The 25,529-nt window shown below is 55.6% G+C and carries 21 protein-coding genes; all 21 read right to left on the reverse strand.

The window, feature by feature from the left end; all coding sequences use genetic code 11:
• Positions 1 to 9 precede the first annotated feature (9 nt).
• The gene (locus tag VM163_11770; protein ID HUT04553.1) at positions 10 to 825 is read right to left on the reverse strand and encodes a methyltransferase domain-containing protein; all 816 of its coding nucleotides are present in this window, start codon (positions 823 to 825) and stop codon (positions 10 to 12) included.
• Entirely contained in the window at positions 818 to 2,308 is a 1,491-nt protein-coding gene (locus VM163_11775; protein HUT04554.1) for a hypothetical protein, read from the reverse strand. The genes VM163_11770 and VM163_11775 overlap by 8 nt, the downstream gene beginning before the upstream one ends.
• A complete protein-coding gene (locus tag VM163_11780) occupies positions 2,305 to 3,522 on the reverse strand; it encodes a glycosyltransferase (protein ID HUT04555.1) in 1,218 nt (405 codons plus the stop codon). The genes VM163_11775 and VM163_11780 overlap by 4 nt, the downstream gene beginning before the upstream one ends.
• Before the next feature lie 22 nt (positions 3,523 to 3,544).
• Positions 3,545 to 4,702 (reverse strand): glycosyltransferase family 4 protein, encoded by a 1,158-nt coding sequence (locus VM163_11785; protein HUT04556.1) that lies wholly within the window; start codon positions 4,700 to 4,702, stop codon positions 3,545 to 3,547.
• Positions 4,699 to 5,892: a glycosyltransferase family 4 protein gene (locus tag VM163_11790; protein HUT04557.1), complete on the reverse strand. Its 1,194-nt coding sequence runs from the start codon at positions 5,890 to 5,892 to the stop codon at positions 4,699 to 4,701. The genes VM163_11785 and VM163_11790 overlap by 4 nt, the downstream gene beginning before the upstream one ends.
• A 114-nt stretch (positions 5,893 to 6,006) precedes the next feature.
• A complete protein-coding gene (locus tag VM163_11795) occupies positions 6,007 to 7,410 on the reverse strand; it encodes a hypothetical protein (protein ID HUT04558.1) in 1,404 nt (467 codons plus the stop codon).
• Positions 7,411 to 7,524: 114 nt separating this feature from the next.
• Positions 7,525 to 8,637, reverse strand: a complete 1,113-nt coding sequence (locus tag VM163_11800; protein HUT04559.1) for a DUF2334 domain-containing protein — start codon at positions 8,635 to 8,637, stop codon at positions 7,525 to 7,527.
• Entirely contained in the window at positions 8,634 to 9,887 is a 1,254-nt protein-coding gene (locus tag VM163_11805; protein HUT04560.1) for a glycosyltransferase family 4 protein, read from the reverse strand. Before VM163_11805 ends, VM163_11800 begins: the two co-directional genes overlap by 4 nt.
• The gene (locus VM163_11810; protein ID HUT04561.1) at positions 9,888 to 11,114 is read right to left on the reverse strand and encodes a glycosyltransferase; all 1,227 of its coding nucleotides are present in this window, start codon (positions 11,112 to 11,114) and stop codon (positions 9,888 to 9,890) included.
• 2 nt (positions 11,115 to 11,116) lie between these two features.
• Entirely contained in the window at positions 11,117 to 12,433 is a 1,317-nt protein-coding gene (locus VM163_11815; GenBank protein HUT04562.1) for a glycosyltransferase, read from the reverse strand.
• Positions 12,411 to 13,646 (reverse strand): glycosyltransferase family 4 protein, encoded by a 1,236-nt coding sequence (locus tag VM163_11820; GenBank protein ID HUT04563.1) that lies wholly within the window; start codon positions 13,644 to 13,646, stop codon positions 12,411 to 12,413. Before VM163_11820 ends, VM163_11815 begins: the two co-directional genes overlap by 23 nt.
• Entirely contained in the window at positions 13,643 to 15,400 is a 1,758-nt protein-coding gene (locus tag VM163_11825) for an ABC transporter ATP-binding protein (GenBank protein ID HUT04564.1), read from the reverse strand. Before VM163_11825 ends, VM163_11820 begins: the two co-directional genes overlap by 4 nt.
• On the reverse strand, positions 15,394 to 16,944 hold the full coding sequence (locus VM163_11830; GenBank protein HUT04565.1) for an aminotransferase class I/II-fold pyridoxal phosphate-dependent enzyme: 1,551 nt from the start codon (positions 16,942 to 16,944) through the stop codon (positions 15,394 to 15,396). Before VM163_11830 ends, VM163_11825 begins: the two co-directional genes overlap by 7 nt.
• Positions 16,941 to 17,252, reverse strand: coding sequence for a hypothetical protein (locus tag VM163_11835; protein HUT04566.1), 312 nt, complete (start codon positions 17,250 to 17,252; stop codon positions 16,941 to 16,943). Before VM163_11835 ends, VM163_11830 begins: the two co-directional genes overlap by 4 nt.
• A gap of 130 nt (positions 17,253 to 17,382) precedes the next feature.
• A complete protein-coding gene (locus VM163_11840; GenBank protein ID HUT04567.1) occupies positions 17,383 to 18,387 on the reverse strand; it encodes a KpsF/GutQ family sugar-phosphate isomerase in 1,005 nt (334 codons plus the stop codon).
• Complete coding sequence (kdsA, locus tag VM163_11845) at positions 18,380 to 19,207, reverse strand: 3-deoxy-8-phosphooctulonate synthase (protein HUT04568.1); 828 nt, start codon at positions 19,205 to 19,207, stop codon at positions 18,380 to 18,382. Before kdsA ends, VM163_11840 begins: the two co-directional genes overlap by 8 nt.
• Positions 19,204 to 20,169, reverse strand: coding sequence for an SDR family oxidoreductase (locus VM163_11850; protein HUT04569.1), 966 nt, complete (start codon positions 20,167 to 20,169; stop codon positions 19,204 to 19,206). Before VM163_11850 ends, kdsA begins: the two co-directional genes overlap by 4 nt.
• A gap of 1,858 nt (positions 20,170 to 22,027) precedes the next feature.
• Positions 22,028 to 22,393, reverse strand: a complete 366-nt coding sequence (locus tag VM163_11855) for an NAD-dependent epimerase/dehydratase family protein (GenBank protein ID HUT04570.1) — start codon at positions 22,391 to 22,393, stop codon at positions 22,028 to 22,030.
• Positions 22,394 to 22,670: 277 nt separating this feature from the next.
• Positions 22,671 to 23,903 (reverse strand): nickel pincer cofactor biosynthesis protein LarC, encoded by a 1,233-nt coding sequence (larC, locus tag VM163_11860; GenBank protein ID HUT04571.1) that lies wholly within the window; start codon positions 23,901 to 23,903, stop codon positions 22,671 to 22,673.
• Between the two features lies 1 nt (position 23,904).
• The gene (gene larB, locus VM163_11865) at positions 23,905 to 24,642 is read right to left on the reverse strand and encodes a nickel pincer cofactor biosynthesis protein LarB (GenBank protein HUT04572.1); all 738 of its coding nucleotides are present in this window, start codon (positions 24,640 to 24,642) and stop codon (positions 23,905 to 23,907) included.
• Positions 24,638 to 25,513: an ATP-dependent sacrificial sulfur transferase LarE gene (gene larE, locus VM163_11870; protein ID HUT04573.1), complete on the reverse strand. Its 876-nt coding sequence runs from the start codon at positions 25,511 to 25,513 to the stop codon at positions 24,638 to 24,640. Before larE ends, larB begins: the two co-directional genes overlap by 5 nt.
• Positions 25,514 to 25,529 lie beyond the last annotated feature (16 nt).

Genomic DNA, 25,529 nt, shown 5'->3' on the forward strand with positions numbered 1-25,529 from the left:
CGCCGAACTCTATTCCTTCTTAGCCAAGCAAACTGTGTTACGCCCTTTCTTCAGAAGATCGCCGAGGCGCCTAACCGCGTTGTTGGGAAAGAAGCGAATGCTGTTTATGAGGCCCCGTGGCGCGAGCTCGGTATGGGTCTCCCACTGAAGCAGCCTTAGGTTTGCCCGCGCGAAAATCTGTTTGAGCGACCGGATATCGAAGAAGCTGACATGAGGCGAGGGGACGGCTCGTGGCTTGCGTGTCCCCATAATTCTGTTGAGGATATAAGGCAAGTTGTCGAACTCGTTCGGGACCTCGATGCAAGCAATCCCGTTGGGCTTGAGAACTCTCGCTACATCTTTCATGAAGACCACGGGCTCGGGAATATGCTCAAGGACGTGGTTTGAGTGAACCACATCATACTCACCGTCAGGAAGATCGCTCACGAAACCGTGATGGACGTTCAATCCTCGGCTCCTTGCGACACCAGCGGCGTATTCAGTCGGTTCCACGCCGAATGCATCGAACCCCACCTCGCTTGCTACTTCGAGAAACTGGCCCGTAGCGCAGCCAATATCGAGTATCTTTCGCCCCGGCGCAAGCCTTAAAAGCTCCTCCAGGCGCTGTCGGAAGAATAGCCTCTTGTCGCCGTGGTGCTTGTGATACTCCTCACCTTCGTAGTGCTTCAGATTCACAAACTCCGTGGCGGGGTTCACGACAAACCGGAATCCGCAGCTGCTACAGACCGCAATCTGCCCAGGAGACGGAATACTCCACAGCTCGGTCTCCTTCTCACGGAGCTGCAGGTCCGCGCCTTGGCAGATTGGACAGACTTCTCTAGACATTACGACCTCCTGCAATCCGGCTCCGAAGGGCGGTTTTTCGGTGTGAGGGCTTTTCGGAGGATTGCTCGTCCTTCAGCCACAGCGGATGCACGACGAGGGCGGTCAGAAACAGGAACTGGCCAAAGTAGCTATAAAGAGCGCGGCGCACATAGAGAACTTCGTTGAACAGGTTTGCGACAAGGATCGCAACGAACAGGCACAAGAACTCATTCGCAAGGATTCTTCCTTCAGCGGAAGGAGAGTGCTTTGCAACATCGCTCCCGGTCTTCCAGATCTTTAACAGAAGCCAGAGATAGATAAGCAGCCCGGGAAGACCTTGATCGATGACGAGATGCATGTAGCAGTTGTGTGCGCCTCCGAAGCCGTGCTCAAAACCTTTGCCTACCACGATCATGGCTGGGTCTTCTCGCAGCCAGCGGGGATAATTCTCAGTGTATATGTGCATTCGGCTTCGGCTGAGCCTCGTAACATCGGTTCCTGTCTTCGTCCTAACCTTATCTACTTGTTTCTGAACCTGCTGCTGGCCTATTTCAAACGGCTCGCTACCAAAAACTAAGAAAAGCAGCAATGCCCCAATCCCAATTCCTGCAAATGCAAAAGCCCTTCTCCGGGAAAACAATAGCGTGGCCGCCGAATAGACGCCGAACATCAAGATGGCGGTTCTGGAATGCGCGTTGAAAAGAGGGTAAATCAGAAGTCCGGAACACGCAGCCAGCCCTAGCCTCATCCAGTTCGACCTCGAGGATTTAATCTTGGCCACCAAGACGACCAGAGCTGAGATCAGATACAACCTGAGGTGCAAGTGGTGAGGCGACATGGTTCCCACGTAGGAGGAGGGACTGTAGCCGTAAACATCATAGTCCCAGAAAGGGCCCACCACCCCCAAGGATTGGAGTGTGGAGAGCAGGCCTTGCACAAGCGCTCCCAGCAAGAAAATGTTAAGCAGGACATTAACTTGCCTTCGCGTCTTAACTGTCGATAATACAAAGACGAATCCGAGTGCATACGTGAGTAACCTATACCAGCGAATCCCAGACATCGGAAATGCGAGCCAGCTAGTTCTCAGGGCAGTGATCACGGTGCTGAATAGGCAAAACGCCACAAAAAAGAAAAGGGGACGGCTTATGGGAGTTTCGGGTATTCTTAGCCGCTTGCCAACGGCGAAATCCGCTAGATAGGCCACGATGAGCGCCGATCCCATTATGTCATAGGCGCGAATGGGATGCTCTCCGAGAAAATAATAGTAGGTAATCGGCAAGCAATATGCGTAGGACAAAGCGAGCAACGCTAGGCCCGCAGTTCGCCTAGCTAGCACAAGAATGAAAAGACCCAGGCCCAATATGGAAACGACAAACAGCCCAGGAATAGTCCCAGTGGCTACATATTTGATGCCAAGCGCCGCGAGTCCCAGGAAGGCCAGAATTGTCACACCAGCAACTGTAATGGCTTGACTTCTTGGACCACCAACCATTGACTTCGTCATGAAACACTCTCTCTCGGTGGCTGCCTCTTACCAGGTGTGTGCAGCGCTATGTGAGCCTTCTTAGCGGGATACCTGCCATTCTTGCTCAACAACCTTTGATAAAGCTCTTCGTATCTCGCCACGCAGCTCTCAATGCTGAAGTCCTTTGCCCGCTCCTTAACCGCCGCGCGGAGTCGCTCGGCCAGCTCATCATCTGAAAGCACTTGAACTAAAGCATCAGCCAACGCCCTAGAGGCTTTCGGTGGCACAAGAATTCCAGCACTCCCCTCATCAAGCACCTCGGTTATTCCGCTAACCTTCGTTCCAATGCAGGGCAATCCTGCCGCCATCGCCTCGACCAGAGCTATAGGCAGCCCTTCCCATAATGAAGAAAGGACGAAGACGTCCATCGCTCGAAGCACGCGAGGTATGTCTCGACGAGCCCCAAGAAATACAAAATTGTCAGTCAGCCCTAGCCCTTTAACCTGCTCTTCGAGAGGCTCCCTCAGTGAACCATTGCCAACAACAACGAAACGGCAATCAATGCCTGCATCAATAACCAGGCGAGCCGCCTCGACAAGATACTTATGGCCCTTTTGTCTAGAGAGGCTCCCCACGGTTCCCACGATCCGCGTTTTTCCAAAACCAATCAGTCTCTTCGCCTCGGCACTTTGAATCTTGCCGTCATTGAAGACTGAGAGGTCAACCCCGTTGGGAATCACGAGGATATCTTTCCTCCTGCGCCAGAGATTGGATGCCATGTTCGCGGCCACAGAGTCCGAGACGGCCGTTCTAATATCGATGTATGGTCTGCATACAATCTCATAGGCCCTCTGGCGAGCTCTTTGAAGGGCATTGGGCGCAAAAGTATTCTGCTGTGTCATCATAATCGACGGGACATGTGCGCGCTTGGCCGCCATTATTTGCCAAAGCACCGACCAGTTCACCTGACTGTGCAGAATATCGGGTCGAACCGTGTTCAATAGATGCTTGAAATCTCTTGTGAAACCAACAAGGCCTCGTTTTCTGATTGAGCATTCATGCACAGGAACTCCCAGCTTGAGAATGTCTTCCAGAAAAGGCCCGGCTCTTTCAAGAGCACAACATACCGACAGATCGTATCTGCCCTTATTCGCCAGCACACGGCACATATCTGTCACGAGCCGTTCGATGCCCCCGAGCGCCAGCGTTCCGACGAGGTGCATCACCTTGATCTTCGCTGTGTTATCGCTCATGGCAGTCTCACGCATCCTCATTCTACATCCAGTCCAATTTCTTGAGTTCCAGCCCCCACGACTCCTCGAGAATCTTCTTGATCCAAATCATCAGGTCCTCGCGAGTCTTATTCTCTACCCATTTTCTGCCCGCGCGGGACAGCCTGGCGTAAAGCTCCTCGTCCGAGGCGAGGCGCGTCATTGCGTCAGTCAGAGCATCAACGTCCCGCGGCTTGACCAATAATCCTCTTTCATTGTCCCCAAGGATTTTTGGGATAGAACTTATTGATGTTGAGATACATGGGAGTCCGTAAAGCATTGCCTCGTTAATTACTTTTGGCCAACCCTCACCGTATAGTGAAGGTAGGACAAGGACGTGGGACTGTTCATAATGCTTGCGCAGTTCAGCCGGCGGCAGCCACCCGTGAAAAACGACCTGTGAATCCAAACGTAACTCTGAAACCAGCCGCTCAGTCTCCTGCCTCAAAGGCCCGTCGCCGACGATGAAAAGCGCGGGCCTAGGGCTAAGGTCTATCCTGGCAAGGGCCTGCATGAGGACGTTGAGCGCCTTCATATCGCTCAGCCGTCCCACGAATAGATAGCGCATGGGGCTTGACAGTCTCTTTGATGCCGCAATCTCGGCCGTTCGATCGAGATCAGAGCGATTGATGCTGCTGTTGAACACCGAATAGATGTGGCCCCGATTCCCCTCCCAGGCGGCGTTGACAGTCACCGGCCCGCCGAAGCCTCTTCTCGACAATAGCCATCGCTGAATCCTGTTCGCGACCGGCTCGCCCTCATAGCCCTCCCACTGGCCCGCGTACTTTGCGCATCGCGGCTTCTTGGTGAACCACAATGCAATCGCGCCGAAGATACCCATATTCTCTGGCCCGCGGATGTGTATTGCGTCACAACCTCGCATCGCGCGCAGGATTCGCAAAACATTTCCTGGCATTCCCCAAACTCGCCGCAGCCTCGACCAGAGGTCTGACCCGCGGACGACTGGGCAATCCGTTAGACTATACCCGACACTGTAAGCGGTGATGTCATCCGGCGGCGGCTCTTTCGACACCGGCGCGCAGATGTGAACTTCGTCAAAGAAATCGCCAAATATCCTAAGATCGCGCACGAAATAGCCGGAGCTCATAACCCGGTTTCCAGCCTGCCAATGCGGAACGTGCGTCGTCGCCAATAGCCTCATCGAAAGCATCTCCTGAAGAACATCCGCTGCCGGTCGGTCTCGCTTCTCTTGAAGCGCTCAATGCACTCTTCGTAGAACGCGATGTTTTTCTGGACGATGATGTCCGCGGAGAAATTCTCTAAAACCCTCTTTCTCGCATTCTGGCCGAGTCGCTCCGCAAGGTCTGGATTGTCCAGAACCTCGAGAATCTTGTTGGCGATGTCGGCCGGATCATAGGGGTCGCACAATAGGCCGCTTACGCCGTCCTCGATGATCTCTGGACCGGGTCCCGTCCTGCTCGCCACGACCGCTTTGCCGCAGGCCATCGCCTCAATCACAACGTTGCCGAAGGTCTCCATAATGGAAGGGAACACGCAAACTGCTGCCCTTACGAATAAGTCCCTCAGGCGATCGTGTGGGAAGAAGCCAGTAAACTCTACTCTCGGTCGAACCCACTTGTCCATTCTGGCCTCGAGCTCAGACTGGCTAAACATCCCTCGCCCCGGCAGCGGCTCTCGGCCCGCAACAATCAGTCTAGCGTTCGGTCTCTTCCTGAGAACAAATGGCATTGCGTCGACGAGTTTATCGATTCCTTTCAGTTGATACAGAGTTCCTGCGAAGACGATAAGGTCTGGCTCAGCGCAGCAAGCACCCCCAGGGCAGAACAGAATGGTATCGACGGCGTTGGGGATCACGCGTGTTAGCTTGGGCCGCAATCTCGCCAGACGGATCGTCTCTTCAAGCACAAACCTGCTTATTGCTGCCAGCGCGTCTGGCTTTCTCAGAGCCCAGTCCTGAAGCGCAGCCCGCGACCAGCGCGGCCTCACACCTCCGTAGAACGTGTGAAAACGGTGGCTCCCACGAAGCTTGATCACCTTGGGTCTAGGCACGTCAAACGGGAGAAACGCGGCGTTGCTCTCGGTTGCCTCAATTAGATCAATTGAATTGCCTGAAATGACCTTCTTCAGAAATCTTCTTGCTCTTAGGATATTCGTTACTGCTGATAGCTTTGGCAACCGTGAAGCCCTCAAATACGTTATCTTGACCCCCATGTCAGTCCACTCACCGTCTTGCGCCCCCATACCCATTACGAAGGCTTTGTGGCCGCGCGCACACAGACCCCTTGCCAGAATCTGCACGGATGTTCCAACTCCGCCGTGTCCCGCAGATGACACCGTTGGGTATTCAGAACATAAGTAGCAAATATTCATCTCTCCTGCCCCAACCATCCTGGCAAAAACCCATAGGGCTTGACATCGTCAGTCAGTGATCCACGGCAGATCTGCCTGTGTCGCTTTCGAATCAGGTCGATGCATGCGTCAAGATTATCTTTCTTGAAGAACATCATGAATCTCCGAGAGTATGCGATCCCCGCTTTTCCCAAAACAACTCGCGAATTCATCAGCGATGAAGCTGTTTCTATTCTCCCTCCCCCTCGAGGGGTCCCTGAGAAAACATTCAACAAGATCGGTCAGTTCTTTAGGTGAAGAGGCGATTTCGACGACCTTGCCTTGAACAATCGGTCTGTAAATATCCTGCTTCCAAAGATCGGAGACAGACACAAGTGGCCTGTCGATTCCAGGCGGGTCGTAGGCGACGTTGACGACAGGTCTGTCCATCCCTGCAAAATCAAGGGTCACTGTGGAAGGGACACTGATATTCAAAGCCGAATGGAAGATAAGGTTCATCCACACCTTAACATCTTCGAGGCTGCTACATATCCACGAAACATCTCTTCGGACCTCCCATCCCGGCTCACAAAGGTAACATTCAGGGAACTCTCTCGCCAATTCGAGAAACTCCGGGTCCGAACCGATGGGGTTCAGGCGAACTACGACCTGAGGCTGCTCAAACAGCGGGTTGTGGCTTATCGCCTCCAGGAACTGCCGGAGAATCTGAGCCTCGTGCAGAACCGTTTTGGGAGCGGCAGCCGAATAACAGATTATAGGTCGAGCTGCGTTGAAGCCAACGGTATGTGCGAACTCTTCTCGAGGCACGATTAGCATGTTGTTGGCGTGAAAGTCAAACTGTGGGGAGCCGACGGGAATCACCCTCTCAGCTTCCAAGTGGGGATTGACCTCGATGACGAAATCTCTCATCCGCTCGTTCCATACCAGCTGTCGATCACAATCCAAGAACACCCGGGCACATTTGTAGATGTTGTTCCAGTTCTGAGGTAGGGCAACTGTCTTTACGCCTAGGTGCTGGGCAACGAGGACGAAGGCGATCGTCGTCACGTTCATATAGTCAGGAGAGAGGACAACCTTCGGCTGCAACTCCTCAAGTAAGTCTATTATTGGTCGCGCGTTCTTTGCGAGCCTTGTCCCAAGTTGGCGCAGCACGGAATCAATAGTGCGGATACACACGGGGTGACAGAAGAGATGAGAGAGATGCCTCCTCGCCCTCCCAGCAAAGGTAGCTGGTTTGGGCTTGAATGCGTAATACTCGCTCGACACGAACTGGCCTCGGGACTCACGCCATTTGCCGTGAGCGCTGTTGCCCAACGCATGGAGCCGGGCAAACAGAGGAGGAATCCTGACCTCCGGGAGCTGAAGGACCTGAACCCCTTCAGGCAGGTGCTGCGCGAACTCGCCGTCCGTAACCCTTGACACTACCGTTACCGGCATGTGCCTGGCGAGTTTCTCCACGAACCCACTGTAAATATATGTCCTAACCTCACTGCCCCAATGGACAAGGAGGATGGCCCCGCCTTTGGTCGAATCAGACATGGTGCGAGCGATTTCCCATCAGGTTTCTCGGCACTGTTAGATTGTAGTTAGAACCTAATATAAGAGGTACCCTAACCTATCGACATAATGCTAAGAACCTTTAATAGCAACCACTTAGGGCGCTACCCAGAACCCAACAGATAATCCCAGAAGTGCTGCTAGAACCCACGCGTCCTTCCAACTCGGCCTATGGTCACGAAGGGCATAGGCCGATGCAGCCACCAAGATGGCTATCGTACCATATCTGAAATAAGGCAATACCTTCTCCGTGGATAGCGGCAGATGAAGCATTACCTCCAGGGAGACAAAGAGAAAGGCGAGGGCGATGGCAACGTAGAACACGCTGAGGTATAGACTCGTCTTGAACCTCAAGCCTTTCAGGGTCTTTAGGGTGAGATAAAGATGTTCCGGATAGAGAGCGGAGAAGAATCCCGGACTTAGCCGCCGGCGCGCTCCGGAAAAGTGCTGTTTATTTGAGAGAAAGCGCTCGGCTCCCAAATGCGGGAAAGCATTCAGCGCTTGTGAGGTGGAGAGGATCGATATATCGCGCTGGGACTTGAGCCAAGCTAGTATTTGCTCGAGCTGGGCGAAGGTGAGCTTCATTTGTTCCCCGGGTGCTTCGATCTCGTACTCGTGGAACAGCGCAACAATAATACATTCAGGATCTGAGAGCTTTCTGGCGGCCCTGACGGCAGAACGCAGCTGATGTGGGCCGCAGGTTTTGGGCAGGAATCTCAGTCTTGAGCTGCACGCGCCCACGCCATACTTGTTACTCGCGCAGATGCATCGTAATCCAAGTTCCTCGAGCGCTTTGAGGGTATCGAGATCATAGGTGTTCCAAGGCGGGATGAAGAGAGCCACCTGCATACCAACCATGTTCTGTAACAAGCGCCTACCATCCTTTATTCTCTCCAGTTGCTCCTCGTATTTTAGACCGCGAAACTCTGAGTTCCCCGGACCGAGGCCTATGGACTGATGTGAGTATCCATGTAGTGCGACCTCGACAGCACCGGACTCAATTGCATTCTTCAGAATCTCTGCCTTGGAGGGAGACAGAGGCACGAGTCCCTGGGGTCCGGCATCCGTGCGATCTCGGGCCACCATATAAGGCACTACGCCAAATGTGCATGAAATGGAATACTTTTTGAAGACTTCTATTATTCTTACTTCGGTATCCGTCTTGCTGACCGTCGAATAGTCATCATACCGAAAAACAACCGTGATCATGCTCGAGTCCTCACACCGCTCCCCCACCTAGAGATACATTCCTCATAAAACGCGAGTGTCTGCCTCGCTATCTTATCGACGGTGTATTCCCTTAGCACGTGTTCCCGCCCCCTCATCGCGACCTCGCGCGCCTCCTGCGCGTTCTTAAGCACATGTATGATGGCCTCGGCGAGCTGCTTGGGGTTTCCTGGCTCCACCAGCCAACCGGTCCTGCCGTGCTCAATGATCTCAGGCGTACCTCCTGCTCGAGTAGCAACCACCGGCACCCCGCAAGCCATGGCCTCCAGTATTACGTTGCTGCACGTCTCCCATAGGGAGGGCACAACGCAGACGCTTGCGGCCCGATAGACCCCGAGCAGCTCCTCCCTTCTGAGGCTCATTCGTAGGTCAAGCCTATCCGGCACACCGAGGTCATTGAAGAGCGAGCGAATCCTACAGCAGCACGCCTGAGAACAAGCGTGACTAGGATTTGCGCCGACGAAAGTGAACCACAGGCCATGCCTCACTTCGTGCAGAACAAGCGGGATCGCGTCCAAAAGCGTATCTAGGCCTTTCTCGGGCGAAAACCTGCCTACAAACAGAATGCGCGCTGTGTTGTCTCTGGGAGAGCCGGCACTCCCTGGCGTCCAGAGCTCCACGTCCACAGGGTTTGGGATAACACTTATGCTTTCGGAGGGAAGCCCGAATTCCGCCTCCGCCGCTTGCGCCAAGGCTTTGCTCGGGCAGTAGATGAACGGCGAGCGCCTCGCCATCTCCCGGTTCCTGGCCTGGGCCCAAGCTCGCTCCCAGCTCGTAGTGCGCTCCGGCGAGAACCGAACCCGCGTGTAGCTTCCGCCACGGAGGCTTAGCAGAAACGGCGTTGTTGCGTGCTTCGAATAGAGCCAGCCCTCCGGAACTGTTGTGTCACAGAAAACTGCAATATCGTAAGGCTCGTCCTCGCTCTTGTTCTTCAGCCACCGTTCGAGAGGCGCCTCCGACGCTAGAAGTCCCAACCACAGCGAGAGATTCCTCAGTCCCAGTCTCGATAGGCCATAACGCGCGGTCTTCAGGCCCCATATAGGTCTCGTCTCAACCCGTATCTCGCTCACCTGGTCCGGACAGCCCTGTTGTTCGCGCTGCCGGCCCGCGCGCACGATCGTCACCCGGCACCCAATGCCCGAAAGAGCCCCTGCGATGTTTTGAATGTAGCTAGTGACCCCGGATCGGCTTGGTCCCCAAGTGAAGGCGCGCCAGACGAGGATGACATGCATCTAAGCCAGCCTCCCCACCCTGAAAACCGCCAGCAACCTCTGCACCGCGCGGGTCGCGACGGGGCCCACGATCCTCTTCATAGTTGACCTGGCCAGCGAACGGTCCAAGAGCATGGAGGGCTTGATGAACACCGCCCGTGCAAGCCAACACCGGGCTCGCCAGCTTCTCCCTCTAGAGAAAGCAAGTCCCGATAGGGCGTAAGCAAAAGCAGATAACTCGCGCGCGACCCCGCTTGCTCCGATCTGCTCTTTGGGGATGATTTCCCGCACTAAGGAACTTCCCTCCTCCCACGTCTTCCAGTAGTCTGGCAAGCCATCCGGGTAGTGATGAGGAAAGCTCGGGTCGAGGTGCCTCAGGATTAGCGCCCAGTTTCGCGCCCTGGTCAAAGCCTCACCGTCAGCGACCACGGCTTCCGAGAACGCCTTGCGCGCCTCGGCTGTCTTGCCGAGGCGCAGGTAGCCGGCGCCGGCCGTTACCCAGGCGCGCGATCTTGCCGCAGGTTCGAGCCACTTCGGCGCTCGATCTCCCAGCTGCGCGAAGTACTTGTCAAGCATTCGCATACCACTACGTAACGTAATGGCCGGATCCCTTGACAGACTGCCCTGTCTGAGTGTAGATGTTGCCACCGCGCCAGGCCCAGAAGACCCAAATCGGCAGCCGGCCGTGTAAAGCCTAACCCACAGGTCCCAATCCTCCGAGCACCTCAGTTCTTCGTCGAAGTAGCCCACTTTCTCGAGGTATTCGCGCCTCACCATAGGGCAATTGACAAGGAACGGGCACCGCAACGCGAGACCCTCAAGCACGTTTGCCGAGAGATTACTCACCATCTCGTGCGTCTGGCCGTTGACGAGGCGTCCGGGTCCATAGCAAAGGCCAACATCAGGATGCTTGTCCAAATACCGGGCCTGCAGTTCGCATTTATGCGGCAGGAACCAGTCGTCTGAATCGAGAAAGCATATATACTTGCCTTGCGAGGCTTTGATCCCCGCGTTCCTTGCGGCAGACGGGCCCTTATTCTCCTGCCGGATGATCTTAATCTGGCCCTCGTAGCGCCTCAGGACACCCGGCGTCCCGTCGCTCGAGCCGTCATCAGCCACGATCACCTCCACCTCTTTCATCGTCTGGTTCAACGCGCTCTCTATCGCGCGGGCAACATACTGCTCGCTGTTATAAACGGCGATGATTATGCTGACAAGCGGTGCGCAGCGCCCTGACGTTTCATCCATCGCTACATCCTGTCGGATTCTGCTGCCGTTACCTGACCTGACCCGCGCCGAAAAAAGTGCAAGAGCCAACTTGTGGATTCTGAAAGGGAGGCCCCGATCAACATTTTTGTTGCCGGCCTCCGGTGCGCACCGGTTGGGAGCTTGCCTCGGCCGAACAACAGTGACTTCAGAAGCCACCATCGAGCAACCCAGCTTCTGTTCCGGATCTCAGAAAACCGCGAAATTACGTATGCAAGGGCTGACATCTCCTGGCGCGAAAGCTCTGCTTTCCGATCATAGGGCAACTTCGTCAGCGCTCTACGAATCGTTCTCACGAGTTCGGCGCACTTGTGCGAACAGATCTCGTCCCTTCTGGCGTTGCTGGCATCGGATCTGGGGAAGCGCTCACAGGTACCGACGAGGAGGACATTGTACCAGAATCTGACGTCCCGAAGCAATTGTCGGTTATACCTGAAGGCACAGCGGACAGCCTCCTCGGCGAGAGCGTATTGCTTTTGGTGAAGGTGATAGCCTGCTGTTATCGTCCATAGATAGCTCAACTTCCGAGCTCGAAGTGCACGTGGCGCCTTTCGTCCCATTGCGGCGAAATGCTTCTTATAGGCATACATCGCGTACAACGAATGCACGGCTATATCCCTGGATTTACTATCAGCTCGCATGGTATAACACCCCAGTGCACCCTCAACGCGGACAAAACGGCAGCCGGCCGCCCAGAGCCGCCACCAGAGATCGGAGTCTTCTACGCACCTCATGTGCTCATCTAGTCCCCGGACTTTCTCAAGCCACTCTGCACGGATTAAAGCCGCGAAGGCACAGAAGTGCGGAGGGAAAAGGTCTGAAGCGGGGTCCCTTTCGGGCTTAGGATTACTGTGGTCGGCGAGGACCCGTCCGTCTCGGAGATCGATATCTAACCAGCCACTGTAGCACAATCCAGCGTCCGGGTTCCTTTCGAGGGCAGCCACCTGAAGTTCCGCTTTCTTTGGCATCAATGTGTCGTCTGAACCAAGGAAGCAGATATAGCGTCCTTGTGATGCCTCAATGCCAGTGTTGAGCGCGGCCGGACACCCCTGGTTATCTTGTCTTATCTGTATAATGCGTCCCTCATACTTCCGGAGGACATCCGGCGTCCCGTCGGTCGAGCCATCATCAACGACAATTACCTCAACCTCCTTCAGCGTCTGCGCCAGCGCGCTCTCGATCGCGCGGGCAACATGCTTCTCATCGTTATAGACGGGAATGATTATGCTAACGATGAGCATTCTTTCAGAGGGACGATCCATATTGAACTCCGCTTCTTCAGCGTGTTGAGGGCTTCTCACCTGCATCCTCATAGAACTTGAGCAAATTCGCAACCTGTTGCTCAAGTGTGAACCCATCTAGCACCCGTTTCCTACCTTGCGCACCCATCTTAGCACGCAATTCCTCGTCTTCAGCCAACACCATGATCTTCTCCGCGAGTGCTTCAGGATCGCGCGGTGGCACAATAAAGCCTGTTATTTCATGTTCCACAACCTCTGGCAATCCCCCAGCACTTGTGCAGATTACGGGGATTTCGAAGCACATCGCCTCCCGTATCGCGTTGCAGAAACCCTCAGATACACTAGGCTGAAGGTATATGTCGGTCTTCTCATAAAGTTTAAGGATTTCGTCTCTATCGAGCCTTCCGTGTAAGTAGACTACCTCACTCAAACCCATTTGCCGCACGGCATACTCGATGGCTGGTCTATGTTCGCCGTCACCGACGATGTCATAGCGCAGTTTCATGCCTCTTTGCACCAAGTCGTGGACAGCTTGCAGGGCATATTCATAGCCCTTTTGCCAAACCAAGTTCCCAACGCTCAGGAGCGCTAGCTGCCCTTGCTGTCCAGCCTTAGGGCCCGACCGCAACGGGAAGCTGGGCCGATAGACGTGAGCATCTGTCCCCTCAGGAATGACCCGGCCTTTCCCATCTGGCAGGCCAAGCTCTCTCGCCCGGCTCAGCAACGCCCGACACTTGAAGCGGAATCCATCACAGTGTCTCAGCAGATTCTTGTATGTCTCTTCATGAAGCAGTGAATCGATGAAAAGGTCGCTCCCTACGAAGCTCGCTATGATTCTGAAAGGGAAATGCTCCTTAAAGAGTACAAGATCCAAGAACTTGCTTGCCACCCAGCCATCCTCGAGGTTAACGATGTCGAAGCGTTCGCCGACGAACGGCAGAAGGCTGGGTAAGCTCGTTACCGTCCGGTGAGGCCCATGGCGACGATTAACCGCGACAATGAGCCGGAGCGTATGCCTTGGATGGGCTAAGACCTTCTGGAGCAAGAGCGCAATCAGTCTGATGCTCAGCTTCCATCTTGATAGCCTCCCTGGGAAGTACTCGACGCGACACCCACAGCTCTCCAAGATGTTCTGTTCTGCTAAATACGGGCATTTGCATTCAGCAAACAAAGTGAGATCTACGTCATGCTTGACAATATATTCTATTCTCCTGACAGCGAATGTTACCGTGGGACCCGCAACAAGGCAGATGCTTAACCGTTTTCTGGTCATGCTAATTGTGGTCCATCTTGCCGCTGCTGTGCCTTCCACAGCTTCTTATATGTGTCGCTGATCCCTAGTAGTTCGTCGTGCGGGGCGAAGGCCTCGACGGTGCCGTCGGCAAGAACCGCGATCTTGTCGGCCTTGCGGAGGGTGGAGAGGCGATGCGCGACGACGAGCGTAGTTCTGCTCTCCATGAGCTTGTCCAGCGCCTCCTGCACAAGCGTTTCTGTGATTGAATCGAGGGCGCTTGTCGCCTCGTCCAAAAGGAGTATCGGGGCGTTCTTCAGGACGGCCCTGGCGATGTTTATTCTCTGCTTCTGGCCGACCGACACGCTCGTTCCTCCCGGCCCGATCACCGTCTCATACTTACCCGGCCAGCTTATTATGTCGTCGTGGATGTTCGCCGCCCTTGCCGCCTCGATAACCTCACGTTCGGTGGCGTTCGGCTTTCCGTATCGGATGTTCTCGAGGATTGACACGTTAAACAGAAAGGGCTCCTGCGTAACAATTGCGATGCTATCCATCAGGTCCGCAAGCCTTATCTTTCTTATGTCTGTATTGTCGAAAAGAACGCTTCCTTTTCTAGGGTCGTAGAATCGGACGGCGAGGTTTAATAATGTCGTCTTGCCGACGCCCGAGGCGCCCACAACGCCGATCGTCTCGCCGGCTCGGATTTTGAGGTTGACGTCCTTGAGCACCATCGCAGTATCGTAGGAATAAGAGACGTCATCGAACTTGATCTCGTGAGGCGACGTCTTGAGCGGCAGGGCGTCCTTGCCGTCCTTGATCTCCGGCTCGGTCGCTAGCATTTCATCGACCCGGTCGAGGCTTACGGTCTGGGTTTTGACCATGGTGTATGCGTGCAGGATGTTTCGTATGGGGCCAAAGAGCTGGTTTAGGATCAGGATAAATGCGATCAGCGTTGGCCAGTCGATAGTCCCCTCGAGCATCTTCATGCCGCCAAACACGATGACAAACACGACCCCGAAACCGGCGAGGCTGTCAAAGATGACGCCGGACAGCGACCGGGTGCGGACCATCCTCATCATCTGTTTGAACCACTCAATTGCGGAGTTCTGGCAGGCCTGCGCCTCCCTTTCCTCGCCGCGAAACGCCTTGACGATCCTAATGCCCGCGAGTATCTGCATCAGGAGGTTCATTATCTGCACACCGTGGAAGCGCGCCTTTCTTGACGCCTCGAGCAGCCTTGTGCCGATGTACATCATTGGATACAGAGCCAGCGGGAGCGCGACAAGTCCCCACAGCGCCAGATTCGCGTTCATCTTGGCGGCCGCGATCAGGAGGCCGCCCGCGGCGAGCAGAGCGGTGATTATCGAGCAGGTAGTGTCAACCAGCATCCGAAGTGCGGTTACGTCGCCGCTGCTGGCCCTGATGATGTCGCCTCTGGTGTGCTTGTCGAAGAAGCTCAGCGAGAGCTTCAGCATGTGCTGCACTATCTTGAGGCGCAGATTGAGCTCGATTCTCCGCCCGAGCTCAGTCTGAAGCACCTTGGAGAAGTAGTCCGCGATGCTGCGGCCCATCCAACATGCGAAGATGAGCGCCGCTGCGCCCCAGAGCATTCCTGTCCCTTGCGAGCCACTCTCAGTTCCCAGGGACTTAAAGATACCCTCTAAGAAAGTCTTGACCATCCACAGGTAGCCGACCTGAAGGGCGGACCTGGCGGTGCCCGCGGCGACGAACTCGGCCGTCACCAGGCGATGCTGCCACATCAACCTGAGAGCGACGAGTAATTTCTTTAGCATCTGCCGCTATCCTGAACCTTGTTAGAGCAGAAGCGCCCGATTATCTGCGCGCAGCGTTCAATCGCATCAGCCTCAAGCTCGGGGAACATCGGCAGGCTCAGTATCTCAGCGGCGAGCTTCTCGGCCACTGGGAAGTCGCCCTGCTTGTAGCCCAAGTGGGCGAAAGCTCCCTGTAAATGAAGCGGAACAGGGTAATGAAGCCCCGCCGAGATGCCGTGCGATGTCAAATGCTCGCGCAATCTGTCCCTCTTGCTCGCCCTGATTACGTATAGGTGATAGACGCTTTCGCTGTATTCTGGCTCAAAAGGAATGATAACGTCAAGTTTCCCCAAAGCTTCGCCATATAAGCCTGCTTTCTCACGCCTCATCTCGTTGTTCTTATCGAGGCGCTTGAGCTTTGCGCTTAGCACCGCAGCCTGCATCGAGGAGAGCCGGCAGTTGTAGCCAACAACAGCGTGGTGATACTTGTCGGTGGTGCCGTGGTCACGAAGCATTCTCACCCTCTCGCTAACGTGAGGATCGTTCGTAACGACCGCACCGCCGTCCCCATAAGCGCCAAGATTCTTGCTGGGGTAGAAGCTGAAGCAGCCAACGTCGCCGATCGCGCCAACTCGCTTGCCTTTGTAGCGCGCTCCGTGCGCCTGACAGGCGTCCTCTATAACCTTTAGGTTGTGCTCTTGCGCGATGTGAAGAATCGGGTCCATGTCCGCCGGCTGGCCGTAGAGATGGACAGGGATGATTGCCCGCGTTCGAGGCGTTATGGCCGCGTCAATCTTGAAGACGTCTATGTTGAACGTCCGCTCATCGACGTCAACGAAGACCGGCCTTGCCCCCGTATAGATTATCGCCTCGCACGTTGCCGCGAATGTGTTCGGAACAGTTATGACCTCGTCCCCTTTGCCAATGCCAAGCGCCAGGAGCGCAAGATGAAGCGCCGCCGTCCCGCTGCTCACACCGACGCAGTGCTTCGCCTCGCAGAAATCAGCGAACTGCTGCTCGAACTTGGTCACAGCCGGGCCCAGAATGAACGCACAGGACTGGATCACCTCGGTCAGTTCATCGTCTATATCATTGTATATCTCGTGCAGCTGCGCGGATAGGTCCACGAACGGAACGTTCTTTCTGCCGCGGTCCTTCTTGAAGATTTCAATAAACTCGTCCGGCGTTACGGCCGGCACAGGAGAACGCTCGAAATGCCGGACGTTGCGCGTCACGATGTAGTCGAGGTTGAACTGCCGAGCGGCCGCCATTTGGAGGCCGTCCTCGAAGTTGTCGGGATACTTAGCCAGCGCCTCGGAGATGAGGGATGTGCGCAGAGGTATTATTGAGACCCTTGCATACAGTTCCCTCAAAACAGCCATTGCCGTTGCCTTATTCACACTCTTGGCGGTGACGTATTCAATTGTGGGGAATGAGTTGGCGACCATCCAACCCTCACAAATGCCTGCTTCGCAAAAGGCCAGAACGGAGTCGCTGTTCTCCCATTGTGGTCTTTGTAGCGCCACATCAAGAGGCACATTCGTATCGACCATAAGCCTTATCATTCGTCCGTCTCCAGGAAGTGCATGTAATACATCTCCTTGATCTCCTCGTCCGTCATTGGAGGCAGGACGCCGACAAGATCTACTAACCAGCCCTCAGCTTTCAGGTTCAGTTCAGGAAAATGCCGATCGAAGTGATCCTGAAGTTGCTTCTTGATGCGCCTTTTTTCAGCACCCTCCGGCGGCCTCCATTTAGTCCTATCTTGTTTCGCCTCGTCAACGGTTAGGACGGCCTGCGCGCCGGGGGCCAGGTCAACCTCTTCCTCCGGCACGAATACTCTCCCATCATACCTCGCTTTGATTGCTCTCATCTCGTCATCTCCCAGTTTTCCCACAAGAAGGAGTTATCCACCAAGAACACGAAGGTGTTCTTCTTGGTGTGTCTTCGTGAACTTCGTGGACCATGAATCTCCTGCATCAATCCGCAATCCCCAACTGCGACTATCTCATGCCCAGCTGTATCAGATCGTGCAGTCGAATCAGCCCCTTGAACTCGTCAGATTCATCCCCAACAACAGGGAGAACCGATATCTGGCTCGGACGGTCCTCCATGAGCGCCAGAGCATGGGAGGCCATCTCACTTTCATGAACCTTGGTGGGGTTCCTCGTCATCACATTGGACACTGGCTCGTCAATGAACTTCTCAATGTGTTCCTTCAGGAGGATTCGGCGCACATCGCCATCCGTTACGATACCCAGCAGATTATCCGCTTCATCAACCACACACACGGCGCCAAGCGGCATCTTTGTCATCTCAGCGACCGTTTGCCTGATGGTTGTGTTCGGAGAGACAAGCCCGACCACATCCTTAGGATGCATTACTTCCCGAACTTTCATGAGAAGCCTCCTGCCCAGGGCGCCAGCGGGATGAGACAGTGCGAAATCCTCACGCTTGATACCTTTGGCAACAATGAGTGCCGCCGCAAGGGCGTCTCCCATCGCAAGCGTCGCGGTCGTGCTCGTCGTAGGTGCGAGCCCCAGCGGACACGCCTCCTTCTTGACCCCGATATCCAGAGTGACGTCCGCAAGCTCAGCAAGCGGCGAGCTTGGTTTGCTGGTCATCGCGATTATCTTTACGTCGCGCTGCACAAGTATCCTTACCGGCCTCAATAGCTCCTCGTTGCTGCCGCCGTGAGAGATGGCGATCATCGCGTCGCCAGGACTTATCAATCCAATGTCACCATGTAGGGATTCGACTGGATGAATGAAGTAAGCCGGCGTCCCGGTGCTGGAAAAGGTGGCCGCTATCTTTCTCCCTATAAGCCCTGATTTGCCCAGGCCCGAGACAAAGACCGTGCCCCTGCTATTCAACAGAATCTGAAGCGCCGCCACAAAATCCTCATCGATCCTGTCGGCAAGCCTCAGAACTGCCTCTGCCTCCTCCCTCAGAAGCCGCCTCGCCTCGCCCACCGAACTAGTTAATACCTTCTCGCCAAGGTCAACCATCCCAAACGCCCTCCGTCATGGACCGCCTCATGGCCTCTCTTATCCTCAGGCAAGTCCCGACAATCCGGCGGAACGCCATCGGCGTTATCATATTTGGCCCATCACAAGGCGCCTTATCAGGATCGTTGTGAACCTCGAAGAACAGCCCGTCGCAGCCCGCACCAACGGCAGCGAACGCCAGCGGCTCCACAAACTCCCTCGCACCGCCTGATGATCCGCCTGCCGCCCCGGGAAGCTGAACCGAGTGCGTCGCGTCGAAAACGACGGGCACGCCTATGGCCTTCATGATCAGGATGCTACGCATATCCACCACGAGGTTCCCATAGCCCAACGTAGTGCCCCGCTCAGTCAAGAAAACCTTGTCATTCCCTGTGCTCTTCACTTTCGCCACGCTGAAGCGCATGTCCCCGGGCGACATGAACTGCCCCTTCTTGATGTTGACGGGCAGCCCAGACCGTCCTGCCTCGACCAGCAGGTCAGTCTGCCTACACAGAAATGCAGGAATCTGAAGAATATCCACCACCTGGGCAACGGTAGAAACCTGCGCCGTCTCGTGCACGTCCGTCAGAACCTTCAACCCAAGCCGATCTTTGACGGTCTGCAACGCCTCGAGCCCCTTCTCCATCCCGATCCCCCTGAACGAGCCGATCGACGTCCGATTCGCCTTGTCGAAACTCGACTTGAAGACAAAATCAACGCCCAGCGGCTCCAACGCCTCCTGAATCATCTCGGCCACCATGACGGCATGATCAGCCGACTCCACCACGCACGGACCAGCGATCAAGAAAAGTCCCCTATCTTCAGGTCCCACAAGCATCATCTATCTCTCCTGGCCGCTATTTGTGTCTCCCCCCCATCAAGAACACGCTTACAATATGTCCTCAAACCGTCCTCGACGCCTATTCGGGCCTCGTAGCCGAGCCCATCCCGAGCTGCCCCGATGTCGGCAAGCGAGTGCATCACGTCCCCAGGACGCCGGTCAATGTGCACCGCCGGAACCCGAACGCCTATGTATTCACCCAGCAGCTCGGCAAGACGGTTTACCGTGATCCTCGTGCCACAGGCGATATTGAAGACACTGCCGGCGCAGTTGGGCGCTTCGGTTCCGGCGAGGTTGGCATCCACAACGTTCTCAACAAAAGTGAAGTCCCGGGTCTGTTCCCCGTCGCCGTATATCTGCGGCGCCTCCCCTTGCAGGAGTGCCGCTACGAACTTAGGAACAACGGCTGCGTAGTGTGAAGTTGGGTCCTGCCGTGGCCCGAAGACGTTGAAGTAACGCAATGAGACAGTCTCAAGTCCGAAAAGCTGGAAGAAGACCCGGCAATAGTATTCACCTGCCAGCTTCGAGACTGCGTAGGGCGAAAGAGGCGCAGGAGCCATCGTCTCCAGCTTCGGCAGCACCTCAGAATCACCATAGACAGACGAGGATGACGCATACACAAAACGCTTCACGCCCGCCTCTCTCGCAACCTGAAGCATGTTCAGCGTTCCTACAACGTTCGCATTGTTTGTAGCTATCGGGTCCTTCACTGAGCGAGGCACCGAAGGAAGAGCGGCCTGATGCAGCACATACTTAACCCCCAAGACCGCCCTCTTGCACATGGACAGGTCGGCGATATCACCCTCGAGAACTTCTATCCTGTCCCAAAAAGCCGAGAGATTCTCTCGCTTCCCTGTGCTGAAGTTGTCGAGCACTCTCACTGTCCTGCCCAGCCGCACGAGGCGCTCGGCTATGTTTGACCCTATAAAGCCGGCGCCTCCAGTAACTAGATAGATGCTCATCTCACTCAATGTCTGTTGGTTTAAGATACCGGCCAAGAACACAACTACACCACCCTCGGACGGGGCTGCTTATGCTCGCTCCCGACAACTCAGTGTCTACCTATCTTACTGCTGGCTTGCGCAAATGTCAAATCCCGATCGGAGAATTGCGGGTTCATCTGTCCCTGATTTCTAGTTTGTGGGTTCTCGCGCAGAAGCCTCCGGACTGCGCCGCAAAAGGAGATATACTACTCCGTCACTCAGGGTCACAATGGGTCTCAACTCGAACAAATGCCTTATGTAAGCAAAATCGCAGGGAACAGCCCGATCCCGGGGAGCGAAGCAAAGCAGATAAATGCTCGTGTCCGAGGCGTTGGCACGTTCATCAGAGTCGTTTATCGCGGAATTGGAAGGGCCTTTTTCTGCTCTGATCCCTGTAAGTATGTACATGGCCTCGGGGGCATTGGTGTAAATCCTCCCGCTCAGAGGATTTCTTCGCAACCAGTCAACCAAGGCGGACTCCCTCCACTCGGTGGTGCCATAGCCCTCCACGCCGGACTGAACACAGGTCGAAACGAGCTCTATGAGGTTGCGCCCAGGAACAAGCACGAGCCAAACCATGCACAAGGCAAGCACCAGGCGATGACTTCTCAACACGCACGAGCTGCGTTTCTCCCGGCCGGGTAGCGAGTCAGCCAATTTAAACCCGATTAGCAATGTTGGCACATACACAGGTAACATGAACCTCTCGAGGTCTCGCAGTGAGGAGTCGACTAACTTGGCAGAAAAGAGGGCCATCATATATGCAGCCCAGAAGACCGCCAATGGGTGCAGGAGCTGCCGCATACGACCCACCTTTCGTATGTTCGCAAACGCCTTTAACGCCAGAATCGCGCCGAGCGCCGCAATCCCAAACCGGATTGACTTGATCGAAATGTCTGTAGCAGGAGAACACCACCCGCCTATCACCCGGAGGATGCTAACCATAGTAACCAAAGCATGTCCGAGAGTCTGCATCGGCTCGGTAGCGAAGCCTCTGCGAGGTCCAGTGAGCGTCGAGCTTACCCAGTGGTTCCTCAGCAGCCACAGAGCCAGTGGGACTGTCGATATACCCCCGAATAGAAATGCTCGCCTAAGTGTAGGCAAGAGGCCAGTGTCTCCTCGGACAAGGATCAGGGCTACACCTGCCAACACCAGGCTCAGCCCAATGTATCTCTGGAGACACCCTAACGCCGTAATCGCCGACAATAAAAAGAGAAGGGAGGGAGCTCCCGATTTCATATACCTCAGTGCAATTATATAAAACGCAATACAGAGAACGATGAAAATGGGCTCCGACAGAGCTATGCTGCAAACTCGCACCAGGGGCGCCGAAACTAACACTGACACTGAGCCCGTGACCGCCAGGACTCGCGACCTCACGTGCCCTAGGAACAGCCACGCCGAGAGCGAAACGATGAGCCCGAAAGCGGCCGCGTTGACACACCTGGCCGCGCTGACGGGTTCAACGCCGGCGAGTCCGAGGGAAGCGAGCAGGGCTGAGAACAGTGGCGGCCACAAAGTGATTGGCTCGCCAGTATAGCTCGTTAAGCCATTACCAGAAACGAGGCTGACCGCTCCGGATATATATTGAACGGAGTCTCTGGTAAGGCCAGGTCCGTACTTTGAAGTAACTACTGTCACCAACCCTACCGCCGCCAACCCGAGGCCTGCGATGAACAACCAAGCCAACAGACTCTTGCGGCCTCCAGCACTCGTCCCATCCTGTTGGAGACGACCAGAGCACGCTGATGTTTCAGTCATAGCCACCTCTCTCTACTTGGATTGTCAACTCGCGGTCCGTCAAGAAAGGTAATAGCGGAATTTCACTAGAGCGCCCCTACCAACGTAAGTCCAGAAAGTCGAATCGCTTCACGCCCGCCTCTCTCGCAGCCTGAAGCATGTTCAGCGTTCCTACAACGTTCGCATTGTTTGTAGCTATCGGGTCCTTCACTGAGCGAGGCACCGAGGGAAGAGCGGCCTGATGCAGCACATACTTAACCCCTAAGACCGCCCTCTTGCACACGGACAGCTCGGCGATATCACCCTCGATCACGTCTATACTGTCCCCAAAAGCCGAGAGATTCTCTCGCTTCCCAGTGCTGAAGTTGTCGAGCACCCTCACTGCCCTGCCCAGACGCACGAGGCGCTCGGCTATGTTTGACCCTATGAAACCGGCGCCCCCAGTAACTAGATAGACATCCATCCTACACACTCACTTTCGATCAAAAAGACGTTCCAATAATGCTCACACTCAGACTAGCCTACCAGCTTGCCTTTTTCAATATCGATTCGCAATTGCATAAACATTATCACGACCACGCAGGGTGCGAGGTCGCAACGCAAGCCTACTCAATACTGCGTTTAGCGGCGGCGCCCCAAAAAAGCTCCGAGCAGACGGTCGGAACGCCCAGACATCGCGCCATAAGACCTGGCCTGGCGAAGCAACGCGTCAATCAGAGCACTCGTTCGGTTCAATCGCGCTATTCGCAGCGCGATGAGATGCCCCCATTCATCAGCTCGCGCTGCCCAGGCTCTTTCGCGCTGCCCAGACTCTCTCTCGCTGCCAACGTCGCAGCATCATAGACTTCCTTCAGGCTCACGTGCGCTCGAAGGGCGGCATCTCGACACGACTTATAGTCCGGAGCCACATTCATAATCTCGTCTGAAGTCCTGCCGATCTTAACTGTTACCTGCCCATATTCGGTGTCAACGAGAGTGCTTTCTCTGAAAAGCTTCCTACGATTCACCTCGCCAACTCGCACTCCGAGCGTGCTCGTGTGCACAAAGACCGCCCTGAGGCAATCATCCAGCTTCTCGTGCGACGTGAGAACGCTGAGTATGAACCCCGCCCGGCCCTTCTTCATCACAGTCGGCGTTACGAACACATCGAGGGCACCCTCACCAAAGAGCGCCTCGCAGGCGGCGCTCAGCAGCTCCGCGCTCATGTCATCGATGTTGGTCTCTAGAAGGACGACCTGATCGTGATCGTACTCACCGCTGTCCGTATCGCCGATCACGACCCTCAACATATTCGGTATCTCAAGGTCCCTCGTGCCAAGCCCATAACCAATGGCATTCACCTTCATCGGCGGCATGGCCCCGAAAGCGACGCAGAGATTCCGCAGAAGCGCTGCCCCGGTCGGGGTAACAAGCTCCGCCTCGATCCCACGCGAATAGACTGGCAGCCCCTTGAGCAGCGCAAGGGTCGCCGGCGCCGGGACAGGAATCTCGCCATGCTGGCACTTCACGAAACCAGTTCCGACGTGAACTCTGGAGCAATATGCCCTCTCGATGCCCAATAGCTCGAGCGCAGCAATGGAGCCAATGATGTCAACTATGGAATCAAGGGCTCCTACCTCGTGAAAATGAATCGTTTCAGCATCTTTTTGATGAATGCCGCCCTCGACCTTCGCGACCTGCTCGAAGACCGCCTTGCTCTTGGCCTTAACAGCGTCGCTCAGCTCGCTCTGGTCGATAATCTTGAGTATGTCACCCAGGTGTCGATGCACGTGCTCCTCCCCGGCATCAACCCGGAACTTCGTGCCCGACAACGCCCCCTTCATGCCCTTCACTGCGCTCAGCTCAACCCCGGAGACCTTGAGCTTGCGCAGCTCCTGCTCGAGCCGATCAAGTGATAGGCCAGCATCCAGCAAAGAGCCGATAAACATGTCCCCGCTGGCCCCGGAGAAACAATCGAAGTATGCGATTCTCACGTTATTCTCCCATCCGGTTTATCACGCTGGCCGCATATCCAGCTCCAAAACCGTTGTCAATGTTCACCACCAAGACGCCCGGCACGCACGAGTTCAGCATCCCCAGCAAAGCCGAGAGACCTCCGAAACTTGCGCCGTATCCCACGCTAGTCGGCACCGCGATGACCGGCCTATCCACAACCCCGCCAACGATGCTTGGCAGGGCGCCCTCCATGCCGGCCACGACGACGATAACGTTTGCAGACGTCAACTTCTCCCTGCTCCCAAGAAGCCGATGAAGGCCCGCAACACCAACGTCGTACAGCCGGTCCACCCGGTTGCCCATTGCCTCAGCGGTTACGGCCGCCTCCTCTGCTATCGGTAGGTCCGACGTGCCCGCGCTCACGATCAAGATCAGATTATCATTCACCGGACTGCGCCGCTCACCGACCAGCACCACCCTCGCCGTCTCGAAATAGACTGCACTGCTTTCGACATTCCGGATCGCATCAAACACCGAGTCGCTGGCTTTTGTCGCCAGGATGGGCGCCCCATAAGAGGAAAGAGTCTGCACAATCTTGGCGATCTGCTCGTTCGTCTTGCCCGTGCAGAGCACCACCTCGGCAAATCCCTTGCGCAGAGCTCTATGAGTATCGACTTTGGCCCAGCCCAGGTCCTCGTAAGGAAGAGACTTCAGCCGTTCAAACGCCTCGCCGGGCGTGGTCTTGTGCGCCGAAACGTCCGAAAGAAGCTCCCTAATACTCTCTCTGTCCACGGCTAACCCCTTCTTTGAGCACCTCGTTCATGCTGCCTGTTCTGTATCCCTCAACGTCCAAGCTTACGAACGTGTAGCCAAGCGCTTTGAAACTCTCAACTATCACCGCCGCAATCTCTTTCTCAACTACCCGCGGGAGGTCCGCACTGGGAACCTCGATTCTCGCTGTGTCCGCGTGGTCCCGCACCCTGACTTGGCTAAAACCCAACTCCCTCATGAACTCCTCGCACGCCTCTATCCTGGAAAGTCGCTCCACCGTTAGCTTCTCCCCAAACGGAACACGCGTCGCCAGACACGAATTCGACGGCTTGTCCCAAGTCGGAAGGCCGAATCCCTTGGACAGGGCGACGATCTCACGCTTCCCAAGCCTCGCCTCCCTGAGCGGGCTTCGGATGCCAAGCTCCCTGGCCGCCCTCATCCCCGGACGGTAATCGCTCTCGTCGTCTTGGTTCACACCGTTCACTACGACAGCTGCCCCCACCTTTGCCGCCTCCCGGAGCAGCAGGTCACCGACGAGCGTCCCACAGCGATAGCACCGGTCCTTCCCGTTTGCCACGAATTCTGCGTCCGTCATCTGATCCGCCGGGAAAACAACGTGCCTGACGCCGAGCTCCTGGGCCAGCAACTTCGCCTGCTCAAGCTCGTGCCGCGGATATATCTTGCCCGTCGCCGTCTCCGCAGTTACCGCGCTGCCCAGAACGTCAGAGGCCACCTTCAGCAGAAAGGCGCTGTCCGCTCCCCCAGAATAGGCAACGAGAACGCTCTGCATTCCGGCAAGCAGGCTCCTCAGTTGCTGGAGCTTCTCGGAAGTTGCTACATATTCAGACTTGGTGCCGCGGATTGGGGCCTCCTCCACAAGAATCCGGCCTTCT

This window comes from bacterium, assembly GCA_035527515.1.
Taxonomy (GTDB): Bacteria; B130-G9; B130-G9; order B130-G9; family B130-G9; genus B130-G9.

What these genes read in the sequence shown, in the direction of transcription:
- VM163_11770 (HUT04553.1), bottom strand. Translation starts at nt 825, where the DNA reads ATGTCTAGAGAAGTCTGTCCAATCTGCCAAGGCGCGGACCTGCAGCTC.
- VM163_11775 (HUT04554.1), bottom strand. Translation starts at nt 2,308, where the DNA reads ATGACGAAGTCAATGGTTGGTGGTCCAAGAAGTCAAGCCATTACAGTT.
- VM163_11780 (HUT04555.1), bottom strand. Translation starts at nt 3,522, where the DNA reads ATGAGCGATAACACAGCGAAGATCAAGGTGATGCACCTCGTCGGAACG.
- VM163_11785 (HUT04556.1), bottom strand. Translation starts at nt 4,702, where the DNA reads ATGAGGCTATTGGCGACGACGCACGTTCCGCATTGGCAGGCTGGAAAC.
- VM163_11790 (HUT04557.1), bottom strand. Translation starts at nt 5,892, where the DNA reads ATGAATATTTGCTACTTATGTTCTGAATACCCAACGGTGTCATCTGCG.
- VM163_11795 (HUT04558.1), bottom strand. Translation starts at nt 7,410, where the DNA reads ATGTCTGATTCGACCAAAGGCGGGGCCATCCTCCTTGTCCATTGGGGC.
- VM163_11800 (HUT04559.1), bottom strand. Translation starts at nt 8,637, where the DNA reads ATGATCACGGTTGTTTTTCGGTATGATGACTATTCGACGGTCAGCAAG.
- VM163_11805 (HUT04560.1), bottom strand. Translation starts at nt 9,887, where the DNA reads ATGCATGTCATCCTCGTCTGGCGCGCCTTCACTTGGGGACCAAGCCGA.
- VM163_11810 (HUT04561.1), bottom strand. Translation starts at nt 11,114, where the DNA reads ATGGATGAAACGTCAGGGCGCTGCGCACCGCTTGTCAGCATAATCATC.
- VM163_11820 (HUT04563.1), bottom strand. Translation starts at nt 13,646, where the DNA reads ATGACCAGAAAACGGTTAAGCATCTGCCTTGTTGCGGGTCCCACGGTA.
- VM163_11825 (HUT04564.1), bottom strand. Translation starts at nt 15,400, where the DNA reads ATGCTAAAGAAATTACTCGTCGCTCTCAGGTTGATGTGGCAGCATCGC.
- VM163_11830 (HUT04565.1), bottom strand. Translation starts at nt 16,944, where the DNA reads ATGATAAGGCTTATGGTCGATACGAATGTGCCTCTTGATGTGGCGCTA.
- VM163_11835 (HUT04566.1), bottom strand. Translation starts at nt 17,252, where the DNA reads ATGAGAGCAATCAAAGCGAGGTATGATGGGAGAGTATTCGTGCCGGAG.
- VM163_11840 (HUT04567.1), bottom strand. Translation starts at nt 18,387, where the DNA reads ATGGTTGACCTTGGCGAGAAGGTATTAACTAGTTCGGTGGGCGAGGCG.
- kdsA (HUT04568.1), bottom strand. Translation starts at nt 19,207, where the DNA reads ATGATGCTTGTGGGACCTGAAGATAGGGGACTTTTCTTGATCGCTGGT.
- VM163_11850 (HUT04569.1), bottom strand. Translation starts at nt 20,169, where the DNA reads ATGAGCATCTATCTAGTTACTGGAGGCGCCGGCTTTATAGGGTCAAAC.
- VM163_11855 (HUT04570.1), bottom strand. Translation starts at nt 22,393, where the DNA reads ATGGATGTCTATCTAGTTACTGGGGGCGCCGGTTTCATAGGGTCAAAC.